This is a genomic window from Bradyrhizobium sp. LB11.1 (assembly GCF_040549385.1).
Taxonomy (GTDB): Bacteria; Pseudomonadota; Alphaproteobacteria; order Rhizobiales; family Xanthobacteraceae; genus Bradyrhizobium.
Window position 1 is genome coordinate 22002 of sequence record NZ_JBEPTH010000025.1, and the last position, 22096, is coordinate 44097.

The 22096-nt window shown below is 60.9% G+C and carries 20 protein-coding genes; 12 read left to right on the top strand and 8 right to left on the bottom strand.

Features of this window, described 5'->3' with window-relative positions; genetic code table 11:
* Nucleotides 1–446 precede the first annotated feature (446 nt).
* The 3 genes from ABIA96_RS34540 to ABIA96_RS34550 all read left to right on the top strand — a co-directional run bounded on the left by ABIA96_RS34540 (nucleotide 447) and on the right by ABIA96_RS34550 (nucleotide 2574).
* The gene (locus tag ABIA96_RS34540) at nucleotides 447–743 is read left to right on the top strand and encodes a DUF2924 domain-containing protein (RefSeq protein ID WP_354141401.1); all 297 of its coding nucleotides are present in this window, start codon (nucleotides 447–449) and stop codon (nucleotides 741–743) included.
* Nucleotides 744–820: 77 nt separating this feature from the next.
* A complete protein-coding gene (locus ABIA96_RS34545) occupies nucleotides 821–2125 on the top strand; it encodes a recombinase family protein (RefSeq protein WP_354141383.1) in 1305 nt (434 codons plus the stop codon).
* Nucleotides 2122–2574 (top strand): hypothetical protein, encoded by a 453-nt coding sequence (locus ABIA96_RS34550; protein ID WP_354141384.1) that lies wholly within the window; start codon nucleotides 2122–2124, stop codon nucleotides 2572–2574. Before ABIA96_RS34545 ends, ABIA96_RS34550 begins: the two co-directional genes overlap by 4 nt.
* Before the next feature lie 221 nt (nucleotides 2575–2795).
* Here the strand turns inward: ABIA96_RS34550 and ABIA96_RS34555 are convergent, their stop codons facing one another.
* Nucleotides 2796–3572: a hypothetical protein gene (locus ABIA96_RS34555; protein ID WP_354141385.1), complete on the bottom strand. Its 777-nt coding sequence runs from the start codon at nucleotides 3570–3572 to the stop codon at nucleotides 2796–2798.
* Between the two features lie 377 nt (nucleotides 3573–3949).
* Complete coding sequence (locus ABIA96_RS36660) at nucleotides 3950–4219, bottom strand: hypothetical protein (RefSeq protein WP_502918876.1); 270 nt, start codon at nucleotides 4217–4219, stop codon at nucleotides 3950–3952.
* 310 nt (nucleotides 4220–4529) lie between these two features.
* Here ABIA96_RS36660 and ABIA96_RS34560 point away from each other — a divergent pair, with 310 nt between their 5' ends.
* Genes ABIA96_RS34560 through ABIA96_RS34570 form a run of 3 tightly spaced genes read left to right on the top strand, consistent with a single transcriptional unit; the run spans nucleotide 4530 to nucleotide 6675 of the window.
* Nucleotides 4530–5609, top strand: a complete 1080-nt coding sequence (locus ABIA96_RS34560; RefSeq protein ID WP_354141386.1) for a hypothetical protein — start codon at nucleotides 4530–4532, stop codon at nucleotides 5607–5609.
* A gap of 6 nt (nucleotides 5610–5615) precedes the next feature.
* Nucleotides 5616–6284 (top strand): toll/interleukin-1 receptor domain-containing protein, encoded by a 669-nt coding sequence (locus ABIA96_RS34565; protein ID WP_354141387.1) that lies wholly within the window; start codon nucleotides 5616–5618, stop codon nucleotides 6282–6284.
* Nucleotides 6285–6294: 10 nt separating this feature from the next.
* Entirely contained in the window at nucleotides 6295–6675 is a 381-nt protein-coding gene (locus tag ABIA96_RS34570; RefSeq protein ID WP_354141388.1) for a hypothetical protein, read from the top strand.
* Nucleotides 6676–7014: 339 nt separating this feature from the next.
* Here ABIA96_RS34570 and ABIA96_RS34575 read toward each other — a convergent pair whose 3' ends face one another.
* Complete coding sequence (locus ABIA96_RS34575; RefSeq protein WP_354141389.1) at nucleotides 7015–7647, bottom strand: DUF4145 domain-containing protein; 633 nt, start codon at nucleotides 7645–7647, stop codon at nucleotides 7015–7017.
* Between the two features lie 453 nt (nucleotides 7648–8100).
* On the opposite strand from ABIA96_RS34575, the gene ABIA96_RS34580 reads away from it, so the two are divergent.
* The 4 genes from ABIA96_RS34580 (at nucleotide 8101) to ABIA96_RS34595 (ending at nucleotide 14534) form a co-directional block, all read left to right on the top strand.
* Complete coding sequence (locus ABIA96_RS34580; RefSeq protein WP_354141390.1) at nucleotides 8101–8379, top strand: hypothetical protein; 279 nt, start codon at nucleotides 8101–8103, stop codon at nucleotides 8377–8379.
* 1407 nt (nucleotides 8380–9786) lie between these two features.
* The gene (locus tag ABIA96_RS34585; RefSeq protein ID WP_354141391.1) at nucleotides 9787–10971 is read left to right on the top strand and encodes a tyrosine-type recombinase/integrase; all 1185 of its coding nucleotides are present in this window, start codon (nucleotides 9787–9789) and stop codon (nucleotides 10969–10971) included.
* A 907-nt stretch (nucleotides 10972–11878) separates the two neighbouring features.
* Nucleotides 11879–13081 carry a calcium-binding protein gene (locus tag ABIA96_RS34590; protein ID WP_354141392.1) on the top strand — a complete coding sequence of 401 codons (1203 nt, stop codon included), beginning with the start codon at nucleotides 11879–11881 and terminating at the stop codon, nucleotides 13079–13081.
* Nucleotides 13082–13331: 250 nt separating this feature from the next.
* Complete coding sequence (locus tag ABIA96_RS34595; protein ID WP_354141393.1) at nucleotides 13332–14534, top strand: calcium-binding protein; 1203 nt, start codon at nucleotides 13332–13334, stop codon at nucleotides 14532–14534.
* A 142-nt stretch (nucleotides 14535–14676) separates the two neighbouring features.
* Here ABIA96_RS34595 and greA read toward each other — a convergent pair whose 3' ends face one another.
* The 3 genes from greA to ABIA96_RS34610 form a co-directional block, all read right to left on the bottom strand.
* The gene (gene greA, locus ABIA96_RS34600; protein WP_354141394.1) at nucleotides 14677–15159 is read right to left on the bottom strand and encodes a transcription elongation factor GreA; all 483 of its coding nucleotides are present in this window, start codon (nucleotides 15157–15159) and stop codon (nucleotides 14677–14679) included.
* Nucleotides 15160–15257: 98 nt separating this feature from the next.
* Nucleotides 15258–15737 carry a hypothetical protein gene (locus tag ABIA96_RS34605; protein WP_354141395.1) on the bottom strand — a complete coding sequence of 160 codons (480 nt, stop codon included), beginning with the start codon at nucleotides 15735–15737 and terminating at the stop codon, nucleotides 15258–15260.
* 155 nt (nucleotides 15738–15892) lie between these two features.
* The gene (locus ABIA96_RS34610) at nucleotides 15893–16243 is read right to left on the bottom strand and encodes a hypothetical protein (protein WP_354141396.1); all 351 of its coding nucleotides are present in this window, start codon (nucleotides 16241–16243) and stop codon (nucleotides 15893–15895) included.
* 599 nt (nucleotides 16244–16842) lie between these two features.
* Here ABIA96_RS34610 and ABIA96_RS34615 point away from each other — a divergent pair.
* A complete protein-coding gene (locus ABIA96_RS34615; protein WP_354141397.1) occupies nucleotides 16843–18387 on the top strand; it encodes a peroxidase family protein in 1545 nt (514 codons plus the stop codon).
* A gap of 408 nt (nucleotides 18388–18795) precedes the next feature.
* On the opposite strand, the gene ABIA96_RS34620 is transcribed toward ABIA96_RS34615, so the two are convergent.
* Nucleotides 18796–19326, bottom strand: coding sequence for a hypothetical protein (locus ABIA96_RS34620; protein ID WP_354141398.1), 531 nt, complete (start codon nucleotides 19324–19326; stop codon nucleotides 18796–18798).
* Nucleotides 19327–19502: 176 nt separating this feature from the next.
* A complete protein-coding gene (locus tag ABIA96_RS34625; RefSeq protein WP_354141399.1) occupies nucleotides 19503–21050 on the bottom strand; it encodes an acetolactate synthase large subunit in 1548 nt (515 codons plus the stop codon).
* Between the two features lie 441 nt (nucleotides 21051–21491).
* Between ABIA96_RS34625 and ABIA96_RS34630 the strand changes: the two genes are divergently transcribed.
* Nucleotides 21492–21989 carry a L,D-transpeptidase gene (locus ABIA96_RS34630; RefSeq protein ID WP_502918877.1) on the top strand — a complete coding sequence of 166 codons (498 nt, stop codon included), beginning with the start codon at nucleotides 21492–21494 and terminating at the stop codon, nucleotides 21987–21989.
* Nucleotides 21990–22096 lie beyond the last annotated feature (107 nt).

Sequence of the window (22096 nt, forward strand, 5' to 3'; positions counted from 1 at the left end):
GCACTACTCCACAACAACACAGTCGCACCAACTACGTCCCATTGCGAAGCGATACGCGGCTCTACCGTTTCATATGAAATCATTGGATCAGGTGGGACGATTACGCCGAGTAACGGCGTATGACTCCAAATCACGATGACAACCTAACCGAGCTCGCGATCATCCTATCGTCCGGCTTCCTGCGTGTTTTGGCGCGGAAGTCCAGTCCTGTTTTGCCCGACACTGCAAAAACTCTGCTCGACTGTGAGGTGGGGTGTGGGGGTGATGTCGACCGCAAATGCGAGGATTTTACACCGTGAGAGAGACCGTTTTATCGCAATTGGCGGCCCTGAAGAATGCGTCCGCAGCCGCTCTGAAGGCCCGCTGGCGCGAATTATTCGATACCGAGCCCCCCGGCCTACAATCGCCGCTTCCTCGAGAACCGGCTGGCCTATCGAATCCAGGAACTGGCCTACGGCGGCCTGAGCCGGGACACCCTTGACCGGCTTAAGGCCATGGCTAGGCAATATGCTGACCAAAAGCCGGCTGACCGCAAAGCGCGGCCAATGCTGCACCCAGTCGCCGGGACCAAGTTGGTTCGGGAATGGGAGGGCATTGACCATTGCGTGACTGTCCGGCACAGCGACTTCGAATATCTGGGTCGCCCGTATAAGTCCCTCTCCTCGGTGGCCCGCGAGATTACCGGGACGAAATGGAATGGCTGGGTCTTCTTCGGCCTTAAGACTTCGCAGGGCCGGCAATGACGTCCCGAAGTCGGTCAAAGAAGGCAGACAGGCCGCTTGCCAATCCCTTCGGCGAGGAATTATCAGCCCGTGTTTCGATGACGCGCAAGCTCCGGTGCGCGATCTACACGCGTAAATCGAGCGAAGAAGGCCTCGATATGGACTTCAACTCGCTCGATGCACAGCGGGAGTCTTGTGAGGCCTATGTTGTGAGTCAGCGGGCCGAGGGCTGGTCTCCAGTGCCAGACCGCTACGACGACGGCGGCTTTTCCGGAGGCACCCTGGAGCGACCGGCACTGAAGCGCCTGCTGGCCGATGTCAAAGCCGCGAAGATTGACGTGATCATCGTCTACAAGATCGATCGACTATCGCGTTCGATGCTCGACTTCCTCAACCTGGTAGAGTTGTTCGAACGCAGTGGCGTCACTTTCGTCTCGGTCACGCAATCCTTCAATACCAAGGATGCGATGGGTCGGATGGCCCTGAACATCCTCGTCACGTTCGCGCAATTCGAGCGCGAGCTTATCGGAGAGCGCATTCGCGACAAGGTCGCGGCCTCCCGCAGGCGCGGCAAATGGATGGGCGGCTGGACTCCGTTGGGCTATGAGGTCCGGGATCGCAAGCTATTGATCCATGAGATTGATGCCGGGCGAGTCAGGGCCATCTTCCAACGGTTCGTCCGGCTTAAGTCCGCCACCCTCTTGGCCCGCGAACTTGTCGCTGCCGGCGAAACGAATCGTTACGGGCACCTATTGGATAAGGGCGTCTTGTATAAGATGCTCAACAATCGGGTCTACATCGGCGAGGCCGTTCACAAGGGGACGTCCTACCCTGGCGAACACGAACCAATCATCGATCGCAAGCTTTGGGACCAAGTTCATGCGATCTTGAGGGTGAGCCCACGTACCCGGGCCGGCAACGCACGTGCTCAGACTCCCGCGCTGTTGAAAGGCCTTCTTTTCGGACCAGACGGAGCGGCCATGTCCCCTACCCACACCCGGAAATCCGGGCGGCTCTATCGCTACTACATCAGCCAGACTGCAATGAAGCACGGACGGTCAGACTGTCCGGTCAAGTTAGCACCTGCAGCCGAGCTCGAGCGGATTGTTATCGATCATGTTCGTCTGCTTCTGCAAACGCCGGAAGTCATCATCCAGACCTGGCGCGCATTACGCAAGCAGCGCGTTGAGGTCAGCGAGGCCGAGGTTCGCAATTCGCTCGTAGGCTTTGATGAGCTTTGGAACGAGCTGTTTCCTGCCGAGCAGGCGCGCTTGGTGGAACTGCTGGTCGAGCGCGTCGATATTGGGGCAGAGAAGCTCGATATCACCTTGAAGATAGAGGGGCTGACTTCGCTCTCATCCGAATTGCAGCCGCAGACAACATTCCAGGAAGCCGCCGAATGAACCGACCAACGACGATTACGCTTGGCAAGATTAGCCGGCCCAAGCTGAGCCGCGATGGCCGCACCATGGTAGTAAGCATCTCGATTTCCTTCCGCCGCCAGGGCGGTCGCAAGCGCATGGTCACTCCGGAAAATGCGCCGACCTGGTCGCCTCCCCCGCCCCGCGTCGACAATACGCTGATCAAAGCCGTGGTGCGCGCTCATCGTTGGCGCAATATGCTTGAAACGTCTCTCTTTGCGTCTGTGCGAAAGCTTGCGAAGGCGGAGAAAATCAACGAGTCCTATCTCTGCCGGGTGCTTCGGCTAACCCTGCTCTCACCGACCCTCACCGAGGCGATCCTGAATGGCCTCCAGCCAGACGGGCTCGACTTGGCCCAGCTCCTAAAATCCATTCCGGCGGAGTGGGATCAGCAGCTAAGACTGTTCTCGACCGAGCCGACCCGGAGCTGAGGAAGCTTCAACGAGTAATTTGGCGGGCAGATTCGCAAATCGAATGTTATGGAAAATGAATATCCCTGGTGGCCCCCTCACGCGTCGATGCGCCCGAGGCGCTTGGCCACGTCGGCGGCCGGCGTACTTTTTCGTCTCGCGCCGCGAAGCGACTGGCGCCACTCAAAGGTCTCCAGGTTGATAAGAGTAGTGTTTTTTAATTGGCCCCCGCTCGCTGCCTTCTAGCTTAAGAGCCACGTGAGAAACTCGGCCGCCTTTTCCTTGACCAGGTGCAGCAGCGCATCGATCGCGGTTTTCGCACTTATGTCGATGAGCCCGCCGGTAAATCGGTCCCGCACCTTCTTCAGGAGCTCAATCCCATAGGTCTTCAGGTATCGAGCGGACACCGATGTCGCGGTTTTCAGCGTATGAGATAGCTGCTTGAGTCCATCAAGGACATACCTGCGCTCTTCCGAATGCTTATCCGCGTAGCCGTTACTCTGCTCGACCTGCTCTATGGTCCTGTCCAAGGCCACAATGGCGTCCTGCAGCACGGGATCACTCTGCTCGAGCGGTATGGGAGCCCATTCATCGGGCGGCTCCTGCTCGAAATCCTTCGGCGAGACGCCAAGTGAGAAATACAGCTCATTGATCTTGGCGAGCGCACCACGCATCCAGCCGCCGCGGTTGTTAGCCGATTCGTTTTTGTAGTACGGCCCAGACGTGTCGGCCTTCAGCGGCTCGATCACGGCCGCGTTGAACTGGTCGGTCTTTTGATACAGGGACTCGCCGAAGGGATCAGGCAGCTCGCTTACCGCTCCCTTCGCCAGCATCTGGTCGAGCGCACGCTTTACAAGCTCGTCATGCGCGAGGAAGTCGATCGCCGCTTCTTCCTGGTAACCGCGGTAGTATTCTTTGACGGAATTGAGGGAGAAATACCCGTACGTCGATTCCAGAGCGATAGCAGTCGCCGCGTAGTAGTACGCGGGAGCCGTGCGCAAAAATTCGTCCTTTTCCATTCCCCACCCCAATCACCGCGGGTATGCAAACCGTGATACACTTATGGCATGAAAGTCCACGTGAATAAGTACGAGCTGCGCGCGATCCAGGAGCGTTACCCCCGATTTTGAGCAATGTCTTGACTACGTCGAGGTATACGGCGGTCTCCCGGCGGTCGCTGAGCTTTCCACCGACCAGCAGATGCGCCTGAAAGCGATGGCCCTGCAGCCGGGCCGAAGCGCAAGGCAAAAGGAGGGAAGCCGACGCGCAAACGGGTAAGACTTTCCCCGAGCTTGACGTTGATTTTCCCGCGCTACAATCAACTCATTATCAATAGCCGATTTTGTCATTATGCCAAAACTCACCTAGCCCGCGGAAGATCAGCCGTCGATCGACTTCATCCCGCGGCCGTACAGTCGTCGACTTCCTTGCCGTTGATAATCGAGCCGCCGACCGCAAGGGTGACGGGGTCGTTGAACGTGCCTGTGCCGCCTGCGTTATCGGAGTGGCCGTCCAGGTCGACCTGTGTCGAGCCGGCGGGCGCGTTGTCACCGGAAGCGTAGAGCGGGTGTTTTCTTATACCGGTGCGCCCCGACGTCGTACTGGCTCTTATTTTGGCCGTTAGAGTGGCTGCATTGGCCGCGCGCAGAAGCGAGTACCGGTGCACCGATTACGACTAATGACACTAACGAAACGAGGCCGATGAGGGCCTTCATGCTTTTTGGCATACACTTAAAGTGTACCGGCCCGATTCGCGCTGCGACTCGGTTATCGCCGGCGAAGGTCATTCGTCCATCAAGAGCTCTTAGGAGCAATAATTGAGGAGGATTGTACAGGTTATACCCGAGAAAGACGGCGCTCGATCCTTACGAATCGGGAGCCGCAGGATATATGGGGCGGAATAAACGACCCGAAAATTGGGAGGACCGCCAGCGTGACAGAACATCACTCAGGAGCGAATCGCAATGTCCTTGCATTTGGACCTCCCCGACGAGTTTTTTGATTCGAAGCCTTTCTACCGCAACCGCGACGCCGCCCAGGCCGTGCTCCGCGATATCAAGGAGCACATCAAGAAGACGGGCGAGCCGCACACGTGGCGGCATCACACGCATTCAAAGCCGGTGGTCGGCTCCCGCATCGTCTACATCGGCGAGTTCGATCTTCCGGAGAGCCATCAGGCGGCCGACCGCCATGCTCCCTGCCCTTGCTGCTCACCCAGAGCGCCGAAGTACTCCCGCAAGGGTAAGATCGCCTGGTTTCCGGACGAGCACGTTATCCGGATGATCGGCCCGGAGTGCTTCCAGACGCTCAACCCCGAAGGTCACTGGGAAGCCGTCGAAGTCTTCAATCGCGAGGAAGCCGAGCGGCGCACCATCGCCTACTTGGTAAAAAACCTGCATCTCAACGTGCCGGCGCGCGACGTGATCCAGCGCGCGCTGCCGGTCCTCGAAGCCGTAGACCGCGTGCACGGAACGCTCCAGCAGCGCATAAACGAGGTTTTGAGGATCGATCTCTGGCGGCACGTCGGCCGGGGCAGCCTCACCGTCAACGTGGAAGGCCGCAGGCTGAAACGTACGCGCGGCGGAGCGCAGGAGGTCGAGACCTTCCTGGACGTCAGGCAGTTCGCGGAGTTTCCCGGGTTTCCCATGTTCAGCCCGAGGACTTCCCGGCTCGCGTCCCGCGCAGCCGGCTGCGCGAAGCGGCTCAGCCTAATCGACTTCGGCGACGAGGTGCAGGAGCGCGTCCGCGCCATGACCACTGAGGAGCAGGCCAAAGCGGCGCGCATCCTCTCGAAGGGCATCAGCGCGGCGGCGGATATCTTCAAAGAGGCCAACGCGATCCGGAACGGATTTGGCCCGATGAGCATCGCAAACCTCAAGGGCTGGGCGAGGCACGCTGGCTGCCCGGTGCACCTTGCGATCTCCGGGGACGAGTGCAATTTCTACATCGGCAGCGACGAAAACCACCCGCTCCGAATCGAGATACCGCCCACGTTCTGGCACCGCTTCGGAGAGTTCCCGAAGATCCTGACTGTTGCGAACTGGGAAGAGGACTAACGTAGGATGCTGGCCTTCATGAGTTATCAGACCGAAGAACGGGAGATCGCGGCTGGCGTCGCGGCTCTCCTAGGAAGCCTAGGCGTCCCGGCATTTATGGCTCACGAGCACATCGAAGTGTCGATGCAGTGGCGCGACGAGATACTTCGACAGGTCGGCTTGGCCGACTTGTTCGTGCCTATACTGAGCCAGCGATACTATGCCTCCATCTGGTGCAAACAGGAGTCCGGGATAGCGGCGTTCAGGCGCATGACCATCATCCCGCTCTCGCTCGACGGTTCGATTCCGCAGGGCGCGATCAACCACATCCAATCAACTCTTCTCCAGGGCGGCAGGGCGACCTACGAGCAGATCTTGCCCGGACTGGCATCTCACGACGTCGCCTTTGCTATAAACGCGGCAACCGCGCTCATCGCCGGCTCCCGGAGTTTCCGGAGCGCCGAGTATCACTTCCAGCTCATTCTTCCGTATCTTGCCCGCGCTACCGACCGCCAGATCGTCGAATTACTGCAGATCGCCCATCACAACGACCAAGTAGCGCATGCATCACTGTGCGCGCGGGAATATCTGCCGCCGCTGATGCGCACGCACGGCCACCTTCTCCCGCCGGAGGTGCGGGGCGGCCTGGAGCAGGTGCTCGTGCAATATTCTGCTCCCCCGCCGGTAGCCCGCTGAGTAGGTGCAGATGAACGATTTTGGAAACGACCAAGACCCCTACGAGGACTTGCCGGAGGAGCCTGAGGAAGCCTTTCTCAAACTCGAAGCGCATTTTCGCCGCGTATGCGGTCAACAGCTCGCAGCTGTGATCCAAGACGACCGCGTCGAAGTATTCTATCTCGACTACATCGTCCAAGTACAAGCCGCAATTGCGGCACTGGGCCTCGGCGGCGAGTTCAAAACCGAGGTGCCCTCGATCGAAAACGTGAGCTTCAACGCCTACCTCGACTTCAACAAAGACGTGACGCACTACATCACGATGCTCCGGATCAGGTGGAGCCAGCGAGGCGGAGGGTTATTCCGTCCAATTCGACGAAACCGCCAAGCGCAAAATCCACCACCACCTTGACCAGGTGCTTGAGATATTTGGCAAGCTTGAGATTGAGGATAGGAAGCGCGAGAAGCTCATCTCCCGACTCAACGAACTCCAAAGCGAAGTCAACCAGCCGCGAACCCGCTTTGACCGCTTCGCCGCGCTTTCAATGGAGATCTCGGGCGTCGTCGGAGACGGCTTAGAGCGCTCCAAAGTCATATATATACTCTGGATGCTATCGCCCGCGTCTTTTGGGGCGCACAGACCGAGAGACAGACGGAGCTGCCCGCGCCGAAAGGCCCGAAAACCATTGAGCCACCGAAGCCCAGGATCGAGTCGCCAAAATCAGACCTCGACGACGACATTCCCTTTTAGCTATTTACGCGGCGGCACCCCTTTGGCCATTCTCTTTGCTTCGTCAACGTGGCCGAAGATCGGGGCGCACACGCCGTCAAGTACGTCCAGCGCAATCTTGAGCTCGCCTTCCTTGGGGCTATAGCCGCGGTGCATCGCGGCATCGCCCACGTCCAGCGTTGCGCGCATGGCATCCCGCTGAATCGAGGAGATAAGCCCCGCCTGCTGAAACGCATCAAGCTTCTGGTTGAACGTTCCTTTATCGCCGACCTTCATGATCATGATCTGCTCCAACGCGGCGCGGATGCCCATTGCGGCAAGTCGGTATTGCTTCGCATCGACGGCCCGGTACACCTCGAAGATAAGATCGCCTATCTTCTCTTCCTCGATCTCTATGCCCAAGCGCATAAACTGAAGCCATGTCGGCTGCTGGCGCGAGACGGGCGAAGGATAGTACTGATTTGTAATGGTCCCGTCGGACAAGTAGCGGCTTTGAACCCCCATTGATATCGTTTGGCAGCCGCCGCATGAAATCATAACGTACGCGTAGTTGTATTCTTCATCTGTTTGCGTAGTTTGAAATAGCAGGAGGTGCGTCGTCGCTCTTACGCATGTCGAGCAAGGCGCTTTGATCTTTCTTGGCGTTTTCGCCATGGCCCATTGTACCCTTCAGTAGCAGGAGGCTCTTGAGTTTCTGTCTCTGTTGTGGGGCGTAGCCAGTCCATCTTTCAGTGAATTCAGAGCCTACCCTTGGAGGTTGAGCTAACAAAGACTGGAAAGTGGATTTAAGCGGCGAAAATTTCGCAAAGAACTGACATATCAACATGCTCATGTCAGTCGGAGCGACATATCACGGTCTCGCATCCCATGAAGTCGCCCGTTGTCAGGGCCGACAGCGCGGGCGATTGCTGAGGAAACGAGCTTACTCCGAAGTTTTTTCCGAGATCATGAGTGATAGCTGGGCTGCGCTCATTGCCGCACATCAACTTAGAGCCTCCACCCTAGAAGGATGAAGCGGCTCGCCGTTGGAAATGATGCACTCTGTCGAACTTTAAAAATATGCCACACGGTATACCCTTAAAGCTCGACACGGCGATTGTCCGATTAGTGACCATTTCCATCCCTATTGAAGCACCGGTTGAGCATCGTGCAAGATGCCGGTTGGGAATAGAAGAGCGCGACATGACCCTTACTTGGCGGCAACGAAAACTGCTTACCGAATACCTGGAGCCCAAGGCCCACGTAAAAGAGGCAGGCGGAATGACGATGTACAACCTGATTACGGCTGGATGGATCGTCAAAGTCAGCACTTTCGAAGACACCGTTTATCCGGTCTACCAGACGACCGAGTTGGGACAACAACAGCTTGCTGACGAGAAAGGATAGTACCCTGCCGCCCCAGCAGGTGTTGAATTCCGAGGACGAAGGCTGTCAAGACTCAAAGCAGCATTTGTAGTGCCCTCACGTGAGTGAGAGTGGTTGAACCGACTGGCCCAGGGGCGGCAGCACACTCGAGTGACCAGACCCAATCAGCCCCTCCTTAAGGCCAGAGACGTTAGCGAATTCGACTGCGGCCCGGTGGCAGTCGTGATCAAACCGGTCTCCGTCGCTAGTCTCCGCAAAACGGGAATATTCGCGGGCAAGCCCGGAGACTTTTGGCGATTTCGACATCAAGATCGGCCAATTGGGAGTTCGGAGACAAAGTTGAATGCCCGCATTGCCGGGCCTGTGAGGCGCAGGTTGCAAACCGTCGTTAAACGCAGGACCGGCTGGCTGGCGCGGCAGGTATCGAACTAGCAAATTCCGCTGTGGCCACTTGTTGGTTGAGCGAGAGCGATCCAAACTGCTTTCCCGCCGAGCGCTTGGTCTGCCGAAAAATGCCGTACTAGACCAATTCGCCGGGTACTAAGCTTCGGAGAAAATTCGGTTCTCCGGACCTCTCGAACGCCTAGTCGGAGCGACGATGGGATTTCTCTGGCAGGCAAAATGCAGGAAAATGGCCGGATTTTCGGCCTGTCTACAAACCGGAGTACGAACTCACTTTGGCCGGCTGGCGGAGCGATAGGGATTCGAACTCGCGTTACGGCGCGCATCATCACCGCTTCACGAACTGTACTTCGTGAGACTTTTGACACGTGGCGACTCGGTGGCGATTCTTGAAACGCAAAAGGCCGCCCTTACGGACGGCCTTTCGATTTTATACTGAAAATTCAGCATCTTACTTGGTTGCGGGGATAGGATTTGAACCTATGACCTTCAGGTTATGAGCCTGCCCGAAATTGCTGATCGTGACTCGACGGGACCGCTGCGCTGAGCGCGGACATAGCATTGTTGTGGAGGACCAACGAATGCTGCACTGCAGGTCGCTTATTATAGCCCTAGTTCTCCGAAACGCGCCACTTGAGGCCGTGGCGGCGGCTCCGGACTTGGCGGCCATGGGCACCGTATCAACGCGCTCCGCGGTCCAGCCGGCAACCGGCTTGACGCTTATTAAGCTGGAAGTGGGCTGCCACGTTAGGCCTTAGACGGCCGGCCGCCGGCGCAGCCGGCGCGCTACATGCATTGAAACAGGACGCTAGGGTCCAACGACCCGACACGTTCGTGCGTACGGCACTCGAGGCCGTTCTTGAGGACAATACTGTTTCGTACGATACAAATTTTCATCATTTGAGACTGCGCAGCCGTCCCTCTCGGGGATCCTTATCTTCGTATCGGAGTCGACTGGACTGGAACTCGCTTATGCGCTCAATAATGAGGTAGCACCCATGGGGTGCGCCGAGCGGAAGTTCAGAGATGCCCCTTAAGCTTTACCAGCGCGCCGGATCACCAAATTGGTACCTCCGCGGCACCCTTCGAGGTATTTCAGTCCGCGAAAGCTGCCAGACGGATGACCGCAAGATCGCCGAAGAAATCAAAGCGAAGCGGGAATGGGAAATCCTGCAACGTAGTGTCTATGGGATCAAGGCGAGCGGGACGTTCCTCGGCGCCATCGCAATCTACTTAGAGAACGACGGCGACGCGCGATTCCTGCAACCGCTGATCGACCATTTCCGATCAACCGCGCTCGCTAAGATCGACCAAGCCGCCGCCGACGCCGCCGCCATCGCGATATATCCTGGCCTCGCCCCGGCAACGATTAACCGCCAGCTTTACACGCCGTTGTCGGCCGTCATCAACATGGCAGCCAGCAAAGACTATTGCGCCCCCGTCAAATTCAAGCGGCCGAAACTGCCCAAGGGCCGCGTGCGCTGGATTCTCCACGCCGAGGCATTCAAGCTGATCGAGGCGTGCGCCCTTCACCTTAAGCCGCTCGTCGCCTTCCTGTTCTACACCGGCGCGCGCGTCGGCGAGGCGCTTTGGCTCGACTGGCGCAACGTCGATTTGCAGCGCGGGCAAGTCCAATTCCTCGACACCAAAAACGGCCGCGACCGTGGCGTGCCATTGCACCCCGATCTCGTCGCCATCCTCGCCAACCTTCCGCACCGCGACGGCTGCGTGTTCCGCAAGCAAGGTCGCATGGTCAAACGCTACCTGCCGGCCGGAAGCAACAGCGGCGAGGCGATCGAGGTCGAATACGAACTCGGCGAAGCCTATGCGCCGCTCGACGAGGACGATCCGCGCGACGTGTCGGCGGGATCGCGGATCAAGAAAGGATTCAAGGCGGCGGTCAAACGCGCCAAGATCACCGACTTTCATCCGCACGATTGCCGCCACACATGGGCAACGTGGCACTACCAGGAAAACCGCGATCTCAACATGCTGATGCACCTCGGCGGTTGGTCGAGCTTGCAAATGGTTCTGCGCTACGCTCACGTGAACGTCGCGCATGCCGCCCCCTCGATCAACAATATGCCTTCGATCGCACCCACGGCCGCGCCTGGACCAGCAAAGGTCTCTGCAAAGCCGAAGGCGAAGGCCGCCAAGCACGAGCCCGTTCAATACGACAAGGGCCCCTCGCGACGGCGATCAAACAAGTGACGCGCAGGGTGGCATAAGCAGCAAGCGCGATGCATTGCGGCTTCGGCGTCGTCTTCCAGAGGCACCACCGCCATCTGCAGCGCGGGTGCCGGTGCCTGCGACAATGGCCACACACACCGCACCGATTGCGCGGCCTTCTGATCGTTGCGGCCATGCCGGCGCGAGTGAGGCGCGGCACTTGGAAGACTCGCCCAAAACCCGCCCACTGCAGCGGTCCAAGATAGTAAATGTTAGCTAAATCAATACGATAGATGAGGGGCCGAGTTCCCTTCACACGGGAGAGGTCCAAGGTTCGATCCCTTGTGCGCCCACCATTCATCATCCTGGACCCGACTGGTCATGGACGATCCCCCCGCCACGGGTGGCTTTCGTAACCGTCTCATCGAAAACCTCGAAAACAACCCCATGCACGGTAGACAGAGCCGGCGTCAGTCGGATCGATGGGCTACGTATTTTCCGAATTCAGATTGACACGTCGGGCAAAACAGCGGCACGATGCCAAGATGCAGCATCCGCGCCCTGAACGATGAGGCCGCACTTCACACAGCCTGGGCCAAAACCGGGCCGGCCTCAACGGATATGACGAGTGTTCCGCCTTCCTGATCGAGGCGGAGGAGGCAACTTCCGCCTGGTGAACTAAGACGCGTGCATGCATGCCGGCCTGTTCCGCCAGCGTGTTCCTGCAAGATGATCATCAAACCTTCACGGGATGCACAACTTGCGAGGCGATCTCGACGATTGCCGCCGCGGTTCCATGCATGCAATCAAACTCTCTCCCGAATTCCTGCAAATCTCTGCCATCTACCAAAGGTAGATTGCTCCTGGTGAAGCGTGGTCAACAACGCGTCTTGCAAAAATTTCTGCAGGCGTCGGGCCCGCTTCCGACAATGGAAATGGGAGTTACGTCATGCAACATCTGCCGAACGACACCTTCGACGTCACCCTTGACCAGTTTGGTCAAATCGAGACCGTGTACGGAGACCCCGGCTTTCCAGCGGCCAAGGACGTCTCGGGCGGCAACGACACCGTGACGGCCACCGTCACCGAACTCAATACGAGACTCACGGTCTTCGGCGACGACCACACGATGTTGCTTGGTCACTCGCAAGGCGGAAACGACACGCTCATCGCCGACATCGGCGGCGGCTGGAATACCGCCCTCGTGGTGGGCGATACCCAATCGATGATCGACGACGCCAAGGGCGGCAATGACACCATCGTCGCGGATGCCCATGGCACGGTCTACACCACTGTCTCGGCCTTCGGCGACGTCGCGGGCGATATGTCGGGCAACGCGCAGGGCGGCAATGACGACATGACCGGCTCGGTCGGGTGGCGCGGCGGCGAGAACCAGTTCGCCGGCGATGCCGGCGGTTCCATGATCGACACCTCGCACGGCGGCAACGACACGATCGATGTCAGCGTGCTCACCATCGACGGCGCGGCGACTGTCAGCGGTGACGCCATCGGTGCCCTGCGCGGCCTTGCGCAGGGCGGCGACGACAATCTGACCGTCACCTTGGACGGCGACAGCGCCATATCCGGCGCAACCCTGTCGGGGGATTCGTCGACGTCCCTGATGGATCTTACCCAAGGCGGCGACGATGTCCTTACCGTCAAGGTCGACGGCCAGAACGCGGATGCGGCCTCGTCGATGTACGGCGACGCTCCGACCATGGCGGGTCATTCTCATGGCGGCAACGATATCCTCAATGGCGGCACCGGCCGGGACTTCATGTATGGCGATGCGCGGATCTATGAACCGGCATCGCCCGGCTCGATCACCGGCGGCAGCGATACGCTCAACGGCGGAGCCGGCGACGACCAGCTGTGGGGCGGGGGAAACAGGGACTTCTTCGTCTTCGACACCGGTTCCGGCAAAGACACGATCAACGACTTCGATCAGGGCAACAAGGCCGTCGGCAGCACCGCAGTGGAGCACGATCTGATCGACGTGCACGCCTACGGATTTGCGGACTGGTCCGCACTGTCGAGCCTGATCAGCGACAATACCGCGGGCAATGCCGTGGTTCATCTCTCGGCCAACGACTCGATCACGCTGGACGGCGTTCAGGCGGCCAACCTGCATCCGACCGACTTCGTCATCTGAGAAAGTCGAATCAAAAGCAGCGGTGTCGCCCCGCAACGCGCGGGGCGACACCGGGGTTGCGACAACATGGCGACGAGTTCCGGTCGCCGCGCCGCCAATCTTCCTCGCAATCAAACTCTCTCCCGAATTCCAGCAAACCTCCGCCGTCTGCCGAAAGTAGATTCTTCACGGTGAAGCGGGATCACAGCGCGTCGCGCAAGAATTTTGCCGGCGTCAGCCCCGTTTCCGACAATGAACTGGGAGTTACGCCATGCAACATCTGCCCAACGACACCATCGACGTCCTGCTCGACCAGTTTGGTCAAATCGAGACCGTCAACGGAGACCCGAACTTCCCGACCAGCACGGACGCCTGGGGCGGCAACGACACTGTGACGGCAACCATCAGCCAGCCCGAAGCACAAGTCACGATCTTCGGCGACGACAACACGACGTTGCATGGCCAGTCCCACGGCGGCAACGACACGCTTACGGTCAATTTCAACTACGGCTGGAACACCGCCCTCGTGGTCGGCGATGCCCAGGCGATGGCCGACGACGCCAAGGGCGGCAACGACACGATCAGCCTCGAGGACAACTCGATGTACACCAACGTGCATGCTTTCGGCGACGTCGCCGGCGACATGACGGGCAATTCGCACGGCGGCAACGACACCATCACCGGCGCGGTGGGCTGGCGAGGCTACGACAATATGTACGCCGGCGATGCCGGCGGTTCCATGAGCGGTACGGCGCAGGGCGGCAATGACATGCTCGACATCAGCCTGAACACCCGGGAGGGCTCAGCGAAAATCGGCGGCGACGCCATCGGTTCCATCGCCGGCGACGCGCATGGCGGCAACGACAACCTCACGCTGACCATGAGCGGTGAGAACGTCTTTGCCGGCGCTTCGCTGTCGGGAGATTCCTCCACGTCCCTGACCGACAACGCTCAGGGCGGCGACGACATCCTCACCGTCAAGATCAGCACCCAATACACCGACGATGCGTCCGATGTGCTGTTCGGCGACGCTCCGACCATGTCCGGCAACGCCCATGGCGGCAACGATATCCTCACCGGCGGAGCGGCCACCGACCGTCTGTATGGCGATGCGGCGGTCTATAACCCCGCGACGCCGGGCTCGATCACCGGCGGCAGGGATATCCTCAACGGCGGCGCCGGCAATGACGAGCTTTCGGGCGGAGGAAACAGCGACACCTTCGTCTTCAACACCGGCTCCGGCAATGACCTCATCACCGACTTCGATCAAGGAAACAAGGCGGTCGGCAGCACCGCGAGCGAACACGATCTGATCAACCTGCACGATTACGGGTTTGCGGACTGGACGGCGCTCTCGAAGGTGATCAGCGACAATGCCGCAGGCGATGCCGTGATTCATCTGTCGGCGAGCGACACCGTCACGCTCGACGGCGTCCACACCGCGAGCCTGCACCCGACCGACTTCCTCGTCTGAGCGAGTTGCTCTGGGAGCAACCATCTCGCCCCGCCTGCAGCGGGGCGAGATGCAGGTTGCACCTTCCCCGCCCCGCAGGCAGCGTCTCCTTGACTCGCGCGTGCCGCCTGACACCCACCATTCAAGTTTCTGGCCGCATCCCCTACGCGATCTCGACGAGTTCGATCTCCTGCGCGCCGGCACCCACGACATCGCCAACGGCCTTCCCCATCAGCGACTTCGCGACTGGCGACACGAACGAAATCGACCCCGCCTTTGGATCGGCTTCGTCCTCTCCGACAATACGGTATGTCTGCACGCGGCCGTCCGTGCGGCTGAACGTCACGGTGCTGCCAAAGGCGACCGTCGCGTTCGACGCTGGATTGGGAACCAGTTGCGCCGTCCGCAGCCGTTCGGTCAGGTAGCGCGCATCGCGCAAGGGCACCGCCGACTGCCGGCGCTTTTCGTTGACGTCATCGATGGCTTGCGCGGCTTCATAGGCCTGCCGCGCTTGCTGGAGCTGTGTCTGCAACGCCTGCAAGCCTGTCTCCGTCACGAGGTTCGGATGCGGCGAGATCGGGCGATCCGGCAACAGTGTCTCGGAGGCGGTCTCGGCGCTCTCTTCTTTGGTAAAGGCGACGCTCAATTCGAAAATCCTGTCGAACAGTTTTGGAGTGACCACCGCGCCATCACACCGCGATCCACCGAAATGAAGCGCACCAGGCCGCCGGTCATCGTCCCTCACTATATCTCAAGTTCGACGAAACGACGGAGCTTGAAGACGAGATCGGGCAGGGCCTGACGGAACCGGGTTGCGTTCTGGAACGTGGTCGAGAATGGGGCGAAGGTGATCATCGCGTTCCAGTGCCGATAGCCGTAGACCGTGACCGAGACGCCGGACGCCGGAAAATCCTCGATCTTGCGCAACTCGCCGAGCACGAGCTCGGCAATCGCCTCCGCCGGCAGACGTCGCTTGCCATCCGGCGTCAGGGGTGGACCGGGCGCGACCGGCTTCGCAGCGGTCACCGCTTCATCGGATACATCCTGGAGCTCCGGAGACTCCGCTTCCGGGATTTGCGCCACGTCCGGCACCGGACCGGCTGCCGGCGCGATCGGCATGACGTCAGCGAGCGGCGGCGGGCTGGGGGCCTCGGCGCGCCTGTTGCCTCCCAGGATGCTGCTGATCATGGCCACAAGGCCAGCATCCTTCGCGTCGTCACTCATCACGGCTTCCCCCCACAAGCTTGGCCCAGTCTAACACCGGCACCGCAGACCGCCACAGGGTCAGCCCATCAGATCACGCCATCACTCCTGCATGGCTGCCCGACCAGTTCCACCGCGGCGCAAGGCGGGAGCACGTCGCGCCGCGGGACGATCCGTTACTGCTTCTCGAACGGAATATACTGCTGGTACTGCTTCGGCACGGAGCTGCGATAGCGCGCCGGAACGGTGCCGCTGCCGACCGAATGATCGATCTCCTGCTGCCGCGTCATCTTCTTCTTCGGCTTCTTCTCGGCGCTGTTCTTCGAGCCGCCCGGCGGGGTCGAATTGTCGGTGGTCGCAGCCGGCGTCGAGGTTGCGCCCGGCGCAGTGGTCGCAGCAGGAGTCGTGGTGGCTGCGGCGGCCGGTGGCGTACCGCCTGCGGCCGGCGTGGTCTGCGCCAGCGCGAGCGGTGTCTGCATGATGAGCGCCAACGCCGCAGTCGCAGCCAGTAAGTATGATTTTTGCATCAGAACCTCCAAAATGCCTGATCCCCAATGACGGAAGCGTAGTCCCGCGGGATCGACGCGTGCAAGTGCACCGAAGATAGGCGGGACCCGGGCTGCAAGCTGTGGCCGAGATCACATTGCCCACCATGGTCCACGACGGCTCGCCTCATCATGGCCGATGTCGAACGCGGCGCACGCGCCGAGACCAAGACCCGCACGACAACGTGTCGGGCGAGTCCCGGCACGCACGAGGTTGCGGTATCAACCCGCACTACGTCGCAAGCCCACGAGGCGGCGTGCGCACGCGGCTTGCAATTTTTACGCGAGCACGATGTTTGCTACGACACGTCGCGTCGCCGATTAGGTCGGTGAAGCTGACACGGCTTCGCGTCGAAATTTCGATGACGAGAAAGTTATTCGGCAGCGATGCGGGAGAAATTTGCAAAGCACATCCGCAGCTTGATCGCAACGCTTGCTCATGGAACCGCAGCGGCGCCGCGCGATGTGTGAAGCAGCGCATTGCGGTGCCGAATCCCCCGATCTAGCCTCAGATGCATATTTCAGGACGAACAACTTTAGCTTTAGTTGCTTGCCGTCGTAATTTTTCATGGAGGTACTTTATGAGCAGTCGTCACGCCATTACGCCGCGCGGTCTGAACGCCACCCGTTCACCGCTGTCACAAGGCCGCTTCGGGCGCATGTTCCGCAATCTGACGCCGGCGAAATTCGGCCCGAACGACGCCGACAACATCGCAAATCTCGCGGCGCTCGCCGACAACATGGTCGGCGATTTCGACGCGCCCAAAGACAGCCCCGATGCCGAAGAGAGCGGAATTCCCGCGCTCTACACCTATTTCGGCCAGTTCATCGATCACGACATCACCTTCGATCCCGTGAGCTCGCTGACCAAGCAGCAGGATCCGGACGGGCTCGTCGATTTCCGCACCCCCTCGTTCGACATGGACAATGTCTACGGACGCGGGCCGAACGATCAGCCCTACATGTACGACAACAGCGGCAAGTTTCTCCTCGGCGATCCCTTGACCGGCACCGGCGTGTCCAACGCAAGCGACCTGCCGCGCTTCAAGGGCCGCGCATTGATCGGCGACCCCCGCAACGACGAGAACAGCATCGTCTCGCAGTTGCAGGGGCTGATGCTGCGCTTCCACAACCGCATGGTCGACGACAATGAAGGGCTATCCTTCGAGGCTGTGCAGCAGCGCGTCCGCTTCCACTATCAATACGTCGTGCTGAACGACTTCCTGCCGCGGATCGTCAATGCCGGCGTGCTGAACGATCTCAGGACCGGCGGCCATTACGATCGCAGCAGGCTCGCCTACTATCACTGGAAGACTTATCCGTTCATGCCGGTCGAATTTTCGGTCGCGGCCTACCGGCTCGGGCATTCCATGATCCGGCCCGGCTATCGGCTGAACGACGCCGACAACATGCTGCTGCAGATCTTCCCCGATCCCAACAACCCCGACAGCAACGCGCTGACCGGCTTCCGCGCGATGGGTCCGGGACGCGCTATGGATTGGGGCCGCTTCATCGATATCGACACGCGGGCCTATGGTGTCGAGGGTGACGGCACCAGTCTCGACAACAAGCGTCGGCTCCAGTTCGCCTATCGCATCGACACCTCGCTGGTCGATCCGCTGCGCAAGCTGCCGCCGGAGGTCGCCTCCAATCCGTCGTCGCTGGCGCTTCGCAATCTCGAACGCGGCTGGCGGCTTGGCCTGCCCTCGGGCCAGGCGGTCGCCAAGGCGATGCACCTGACGCCGCTGACCGACGAGCAGATCGTGATCGGCCGGGCCGTCGACAACCCCGACCCGGCAGGCGATCCGCAAGTGCCGATCGCGTCGATTGCGAACGGCGTGTTCAGGGGCAATTGCCCGCTCTGGACTTACATCCTCGCGGAAGCACGCCAGTTCCCGACCTCGGTCACGATCCCCGCCACCGGCGCGCCGGCGAGCGGCATCAAAACGCCCCAGCTCGGCCCGGTCGGCGGACGCATCGTCGCCGAAGTCTTCCTCGGCATGATGTTCGGCGACGCCTCCTCCGTGCTGTCGCTTGATCCAAATTGGGCGCCGGTGACCGGCCCCAATTTCCAGCTGAAGGATCTCGTGGCTTATGCGCTGGGCCAGGGCGCACCGCTGCATTAGGGCGGTGACGGTCGACGACGCCTAGGCCGCTCGCGTCACGCGGGCGGCCTCTTGTTATCGCGCGGGAGAGCATGGTGCGCTGTGACTCGCGTCGTGCCCCGACGATGGGTGCGTTCCCTCCCCCACAAGGTAGGGCAATCGCATATGGCAGTTTGCGCGATCGCAGCGCGCGCCTCGTCCTTCGAGACGACCGCTTCGCGGTCTCCTCAGGATGAGGCTAAGTGGCATTGGTGCTGGTCGAAACGACGGCCGCACACTCGGTCCTCATCCTGAGGGCCCGCCAACGGCGGGCGTCTCGAAGGATGGCTACGGGGGGAATCGCTCCCATATGCGATTGCCCTGCCCCACAAAGGGGGGAGGGAACGGAGAGAGCGGTGTTCGCGGTCGAACTTGATGCGACCCCAACTATCACGCCCCAGTTCTATGCGCAGTCCCGAGACCGCTCTCCGCGAGCCGCTCCGCGAACCAGAGTGACTGCGGCTGATCGAGGACCCCACTGACATAGACTTCCGACATCGTCACGTTGTGCTTGTCCAGCACCAGCAGCACGCCGATCCAATAGGCGAACCAGACATGCGGGTCGGTCATCGCCTTCAGCTTGTGCTGGTCGTGCTCGAGCGAGGTGTGATTGCTCGCCTTGCGGATCTCGACGGTGAGCAGATTGTTCGGGATCTCGCGCTGATGCACGACGACATCAGGATAGATCGACTTGCCCAGATGATCGTCGGTCGAGATGATGGTGCCGTGCGGCAGATGCAGCGTGCGCTCGCCGAGCCGGTCGTAATTGCAGTCGACCGACCAGCCCGAAAACTGCCGCTCGAGATAGACGGCGAAGCGGTGCGTGATGGCACGCTCGCCGATGTCCTTCTCGAACAAAAATCCTTCCTGGGCGTAGAAATCCCGGAGCGCCGCGATCACCTTGTTCAGCTCGGTCTGCATGTTGCCTCCGGGCTCAGTCGTGAGTAGCCCGGATGGAGCGTAGCGCAATCCGGGTTCTCGCAAAACGCACGGCGTCCCGGATTACGCGGAGCCTGTCATCGGGCGGCGCTTTGCGCCGACCCGTTGGCTCCATCCGGGCTACATGAGGCCGGAATTCGCGGCGCAATCGGCCAGACCTACATTATGACTTCGATCAGCCGCGGACCCGGCTCGGCGACGGCCTCTGCCAGCGCCTTGTTGAACTCGTCGACATTGGTGACGGCGCGGCCGGGCACGCCCATGCCCTTGGCCAGCGCGACGAAATCGAGCGTCGGACGGTCGAGCCGCAGCATGTCGTTGGCACGCTGGCCGGGCTCGCCGGCGCCGACATTGTCGAACTCGCCGCGCAGGATCTGGTAGATGCGGTTGGCGAACACGATGGTGACGATGTCAAGGTTTTCGCGGGCCTGCGTCCAGAGCGACTGGATCGTGTACATCGCACTGCCGTCGCCGACCATGCAGATCACCTTGCGGTCCGGGCAGGCGATCGCGGCGCCGATCGACAGCGGCGTCGAGAATCCGATCGAGCCACCCATGTTCTGCAGCCAGTCATGCGGGGCGGCAGCCGCCGTCGGCGGGAAGAAGCCGCGGCCGGTGGTGAGGGATTCGTCGACCATGATCGCGTTCTCGGGGATCGCACATGCGATCGCCTGCGCGATCGAGGCGAAGGTGAGCGCGCCGGTCGGCTTGACCAGCTCAGCCGCGGCTTGCGGCTTGACGTCCCTGGCGCTCGCCTTTACGGCGCCGGCCAGCGCTTCCAGCGCTGCGACCGAATTCTCGCCCCAGGACGTCATGCGATGGACATCGCAGCCCTCGGGCTTGAGCATGCTCGGCTTGTTCGGATAGGCGAAGAACGCCACGGGATCATCGGACTCGATCAGCACGATGTGACGGAATTTCGCCAGCATCGGCAGCGCGTTCTCGATGACGTAATGGATGCGGTCGATCGAATAGCGGCCGCGGCCGCGCGCCATCCGGGGACGGAAGGTCGGGCCCATCACGGTGCAGCCGGTCTTGGCGGCGATACGCTCGGCCAGCGCCAGGCCCTGCTCGCTCAGCGCGCTGCCGGTCATCAGCAGCAGCGTGCCTTCGCCGTCGCCGTGCAAAATCTTTGCGGCCTGCTCGACCGCCTGCGGCGAGTAGCTGGCGCGCTGCTGCTCGGCCGGCACCTCGGCGATGCCGTCGGCCTCGTTCCAGGCGGTGTCGGCGGGCAGGATCAGGGTCGCGATCTGCGGCGGGGCGCTTCTGGCGGCAGCGATCGCGGCGGCGCCGTCAGCGGCGACCGATTTGGAATCCGGCGAGGTGCGGACCCAGGACGACATCGGCCGGGCCAGGCCCTCGATGTCGGAGGTCAGCGGGGCGTTGAAGCCGATGTGGTAGACGGCGTGCTGGCCGACGATGTTGACGATGCCGGAATTGGCCTTCTTGGCGTTGTGCAGATTGGCAAGGCCGTTGGCGAGGCCGGGGCCGAGATGCAGCAGCGTCGAGGCCGGCGTGCCCTTCATGCGGAAATAGCCGTCGGCGGCGCCCGTCACCACGCCTTCGAACAGGCCGAGCACACAGCGCATGCCCGGGACGCGGTCGAGCGCGGCGACAAAATGCATCTCGGAGGTGCCCGGATTGGTGAAGCAGACGTCCACCCCACCCTTGACCATCGTCCGCACCAGGCTTTCCGCACCGTTCATTCTGTCTGCTCCCGCAACCGGCCATTTCCAACGATCCCTGCGATCAATCATTGTTCGCGGACCCCGTCAAAGCAATAGCCGGCATCGCGGCCCTGCCCCGCATGGGACCCGCCGGTTTGGCTAATGACCTGTTCCGATGAAGTCGGAACGGGGCATTGGATTCTTGTTTTGACGCGTCTTCTTCATGCGAACCGGTATCCACTTCGCTTGAAAACGCTCTGACGCTTTTCGGCAAATTGGCGCAGTTGCCGATTTGGTAACGCCAATTGCTGGGCATGGCGCCCCTCACGCGGCCGTGGCTTGCGGAATGCGCGCAAATATGGCCTCTAACTCTTGTTGAATCGATTTTTTCTGGGGGAACCAATGATCCGGTTTTTTGCCGCGTCGATTGCCGCAATGGCGCTGCTGCTGGCGGGCGCGGTCGACGCATCCGCAGCGGGGATGATGGACTTCACGGGCACCAGCTCCACCGGCTTTCTCGGCGGCGGCGCGAGCTCGATCCCCCGCACCACCGTCATGTACAATGGCAACTATGCCCCCGGCACGATCGTGGTGAACACCTCGGAGCGCCGGCTCTATCTGGTGCTCCAGAACGGCCAGGCGCTGCGCTACGGCATCGGCGTCGGCCGCGACGGCTTCCGCTGGGGCGGGGTGCACAAGATCACCGCCAAGAAGGAATGGCCGGAATGGACGCCGCCGTCGCAGATGATCGCCCGCCGGCCGGACCTGCCGCGCCACATGAAGGGCGGCATCGAGAATCCGCTCGGCGCGCGTGCGATGTATCTGGGATCGACGCTCTACCGCATCCACGGCTCCAACGAGCCGGAGACGATCGGCCAGGCGGTGTCGTCCGGTTGCTTCCGCATGACCAATGACGACGTCACCGACCTCTACGGCCGTGTCGGGGTCGGCACCACCGTGGTGGTGCTCAACAACTAGCCAAGCGCAAACTCTCGTAGATTCCATGGGGCGGTGAGCGGGCCCTATCCGTTAGGTTTGGGTTTCCACACTCGAACCCACGGAGCGTCTGATGCAAGCATCGACCG

Excerpts from the sequence above, each read along its gene's own strand:
- ABIA96_RS34545 (WP_354141383.1), top strand. The coding sequence starts at position 821 with ATGACGCGCAAGCTCCGGTGCGCGATCTACACGCGTAAATCGAGCGAA.
- ABIA96_RS34550 (WP_354141384.1), top strand. The coding sequence starts at position 2,122 with ATGAACCGACCAACGACGATTACGCTTGGCAAGATTAGCCGGCCCAAG.
- ABIA96_RS34555 (WP_354141385.1), bottom strand. The coding sequence starts at position 3,572 with ATGGAAAAGGACGAATTTTTGCGCACGGCTCCCGCGTACTACTACGCG.
- ABIA96_RS34565 (WP_354141387.1), top strand. The coding sequence starts at position 5,616 with ATGCTGGCCTTCATGAGTTATCAGACCGAAGAACGGGAGATCGCGGCT.
- ABIA96_RS34570 (WP_354141388.1), top strand. The coding sequence starts at position 6,295 with ATGAACGATTTTGGAAACGACCAAGACCCCTACGAGGACTTGCCGGAG.
- ABIA96_RS34575 (WP_354141389.1), bottom strand. The coding sequence starts at position 7,647 with ATGGCGAAAACGCCAAGAAAGATCAAAGCGCCTTGCTCGACATGCGTA.
- ABIA96_RS34585 (WP_354141391.1), top strand. The coding sequence starts at position 9,787 with ATGCCCCTTAAGCTTTACCAGCGCGCCGGATCACCAAATTGGTACCTC.
- ABIA96_RS34590 (WP_354141392.1), top strand. The coding sequence starts at position 11,879 with ATGCAACATCTGCCGAACGACACCTTCGACGTCACCCTTGACCAGTTT.
- ABIA96_RS34595 (WP_354141393.1), top strand. The coding sequence starts at position 13,332 with ATGCAACATCTGCCCAACGACACCATCGACGTCCTGCTCGACCAGTTT.
- ABIA96_RS34605 (WP_354141395.1), bottom strand. The coding sequence starts at position 15,737 with ATGAGTGACGACGCGAAGGATGCTGGCCTTGTGGCCATGATCAGCAGC.
- ABIA96_RS34610 (WP_354141396.1), bottom strand. The coding sequence starts at position 16,243 with ATGCAAAAATCATACTTACTGGCTGCGACTGCGGCGTTGGCGCTCATC.
- ABIA96_RS34615 (WP_354141397.1), top strand. The coding sequence starts at position 16,843 with ATGAGCAGTCGTCACGCCATTACGCCGCGCGGTCTGAACGCCACCCGT.
- ABIA96_RS34620 (WP_354141398.1), bottom strand. The coding sequence starts at position 19,326 with ATGCAGACCGAGCTGAACAAGGTGATCGCGGCGCTCCGGGATTTCTAC.
- ABIA96_RS34625 (WP_354141399.1), bottom strand. The coding sequence starts at position 21,050 with ATGAACGGTGCGGAAAGCCTGGTGCGGACGATGGTCAAGGGTGGGGTG.
- ABIA96_RS34630 (WP_502918877.1), top strand. The coding sequence starts at position 21,492 with ATGATGGACTTCACGGGCACCAGCTCCACCGGCTTTCTCGGCGGCGGC.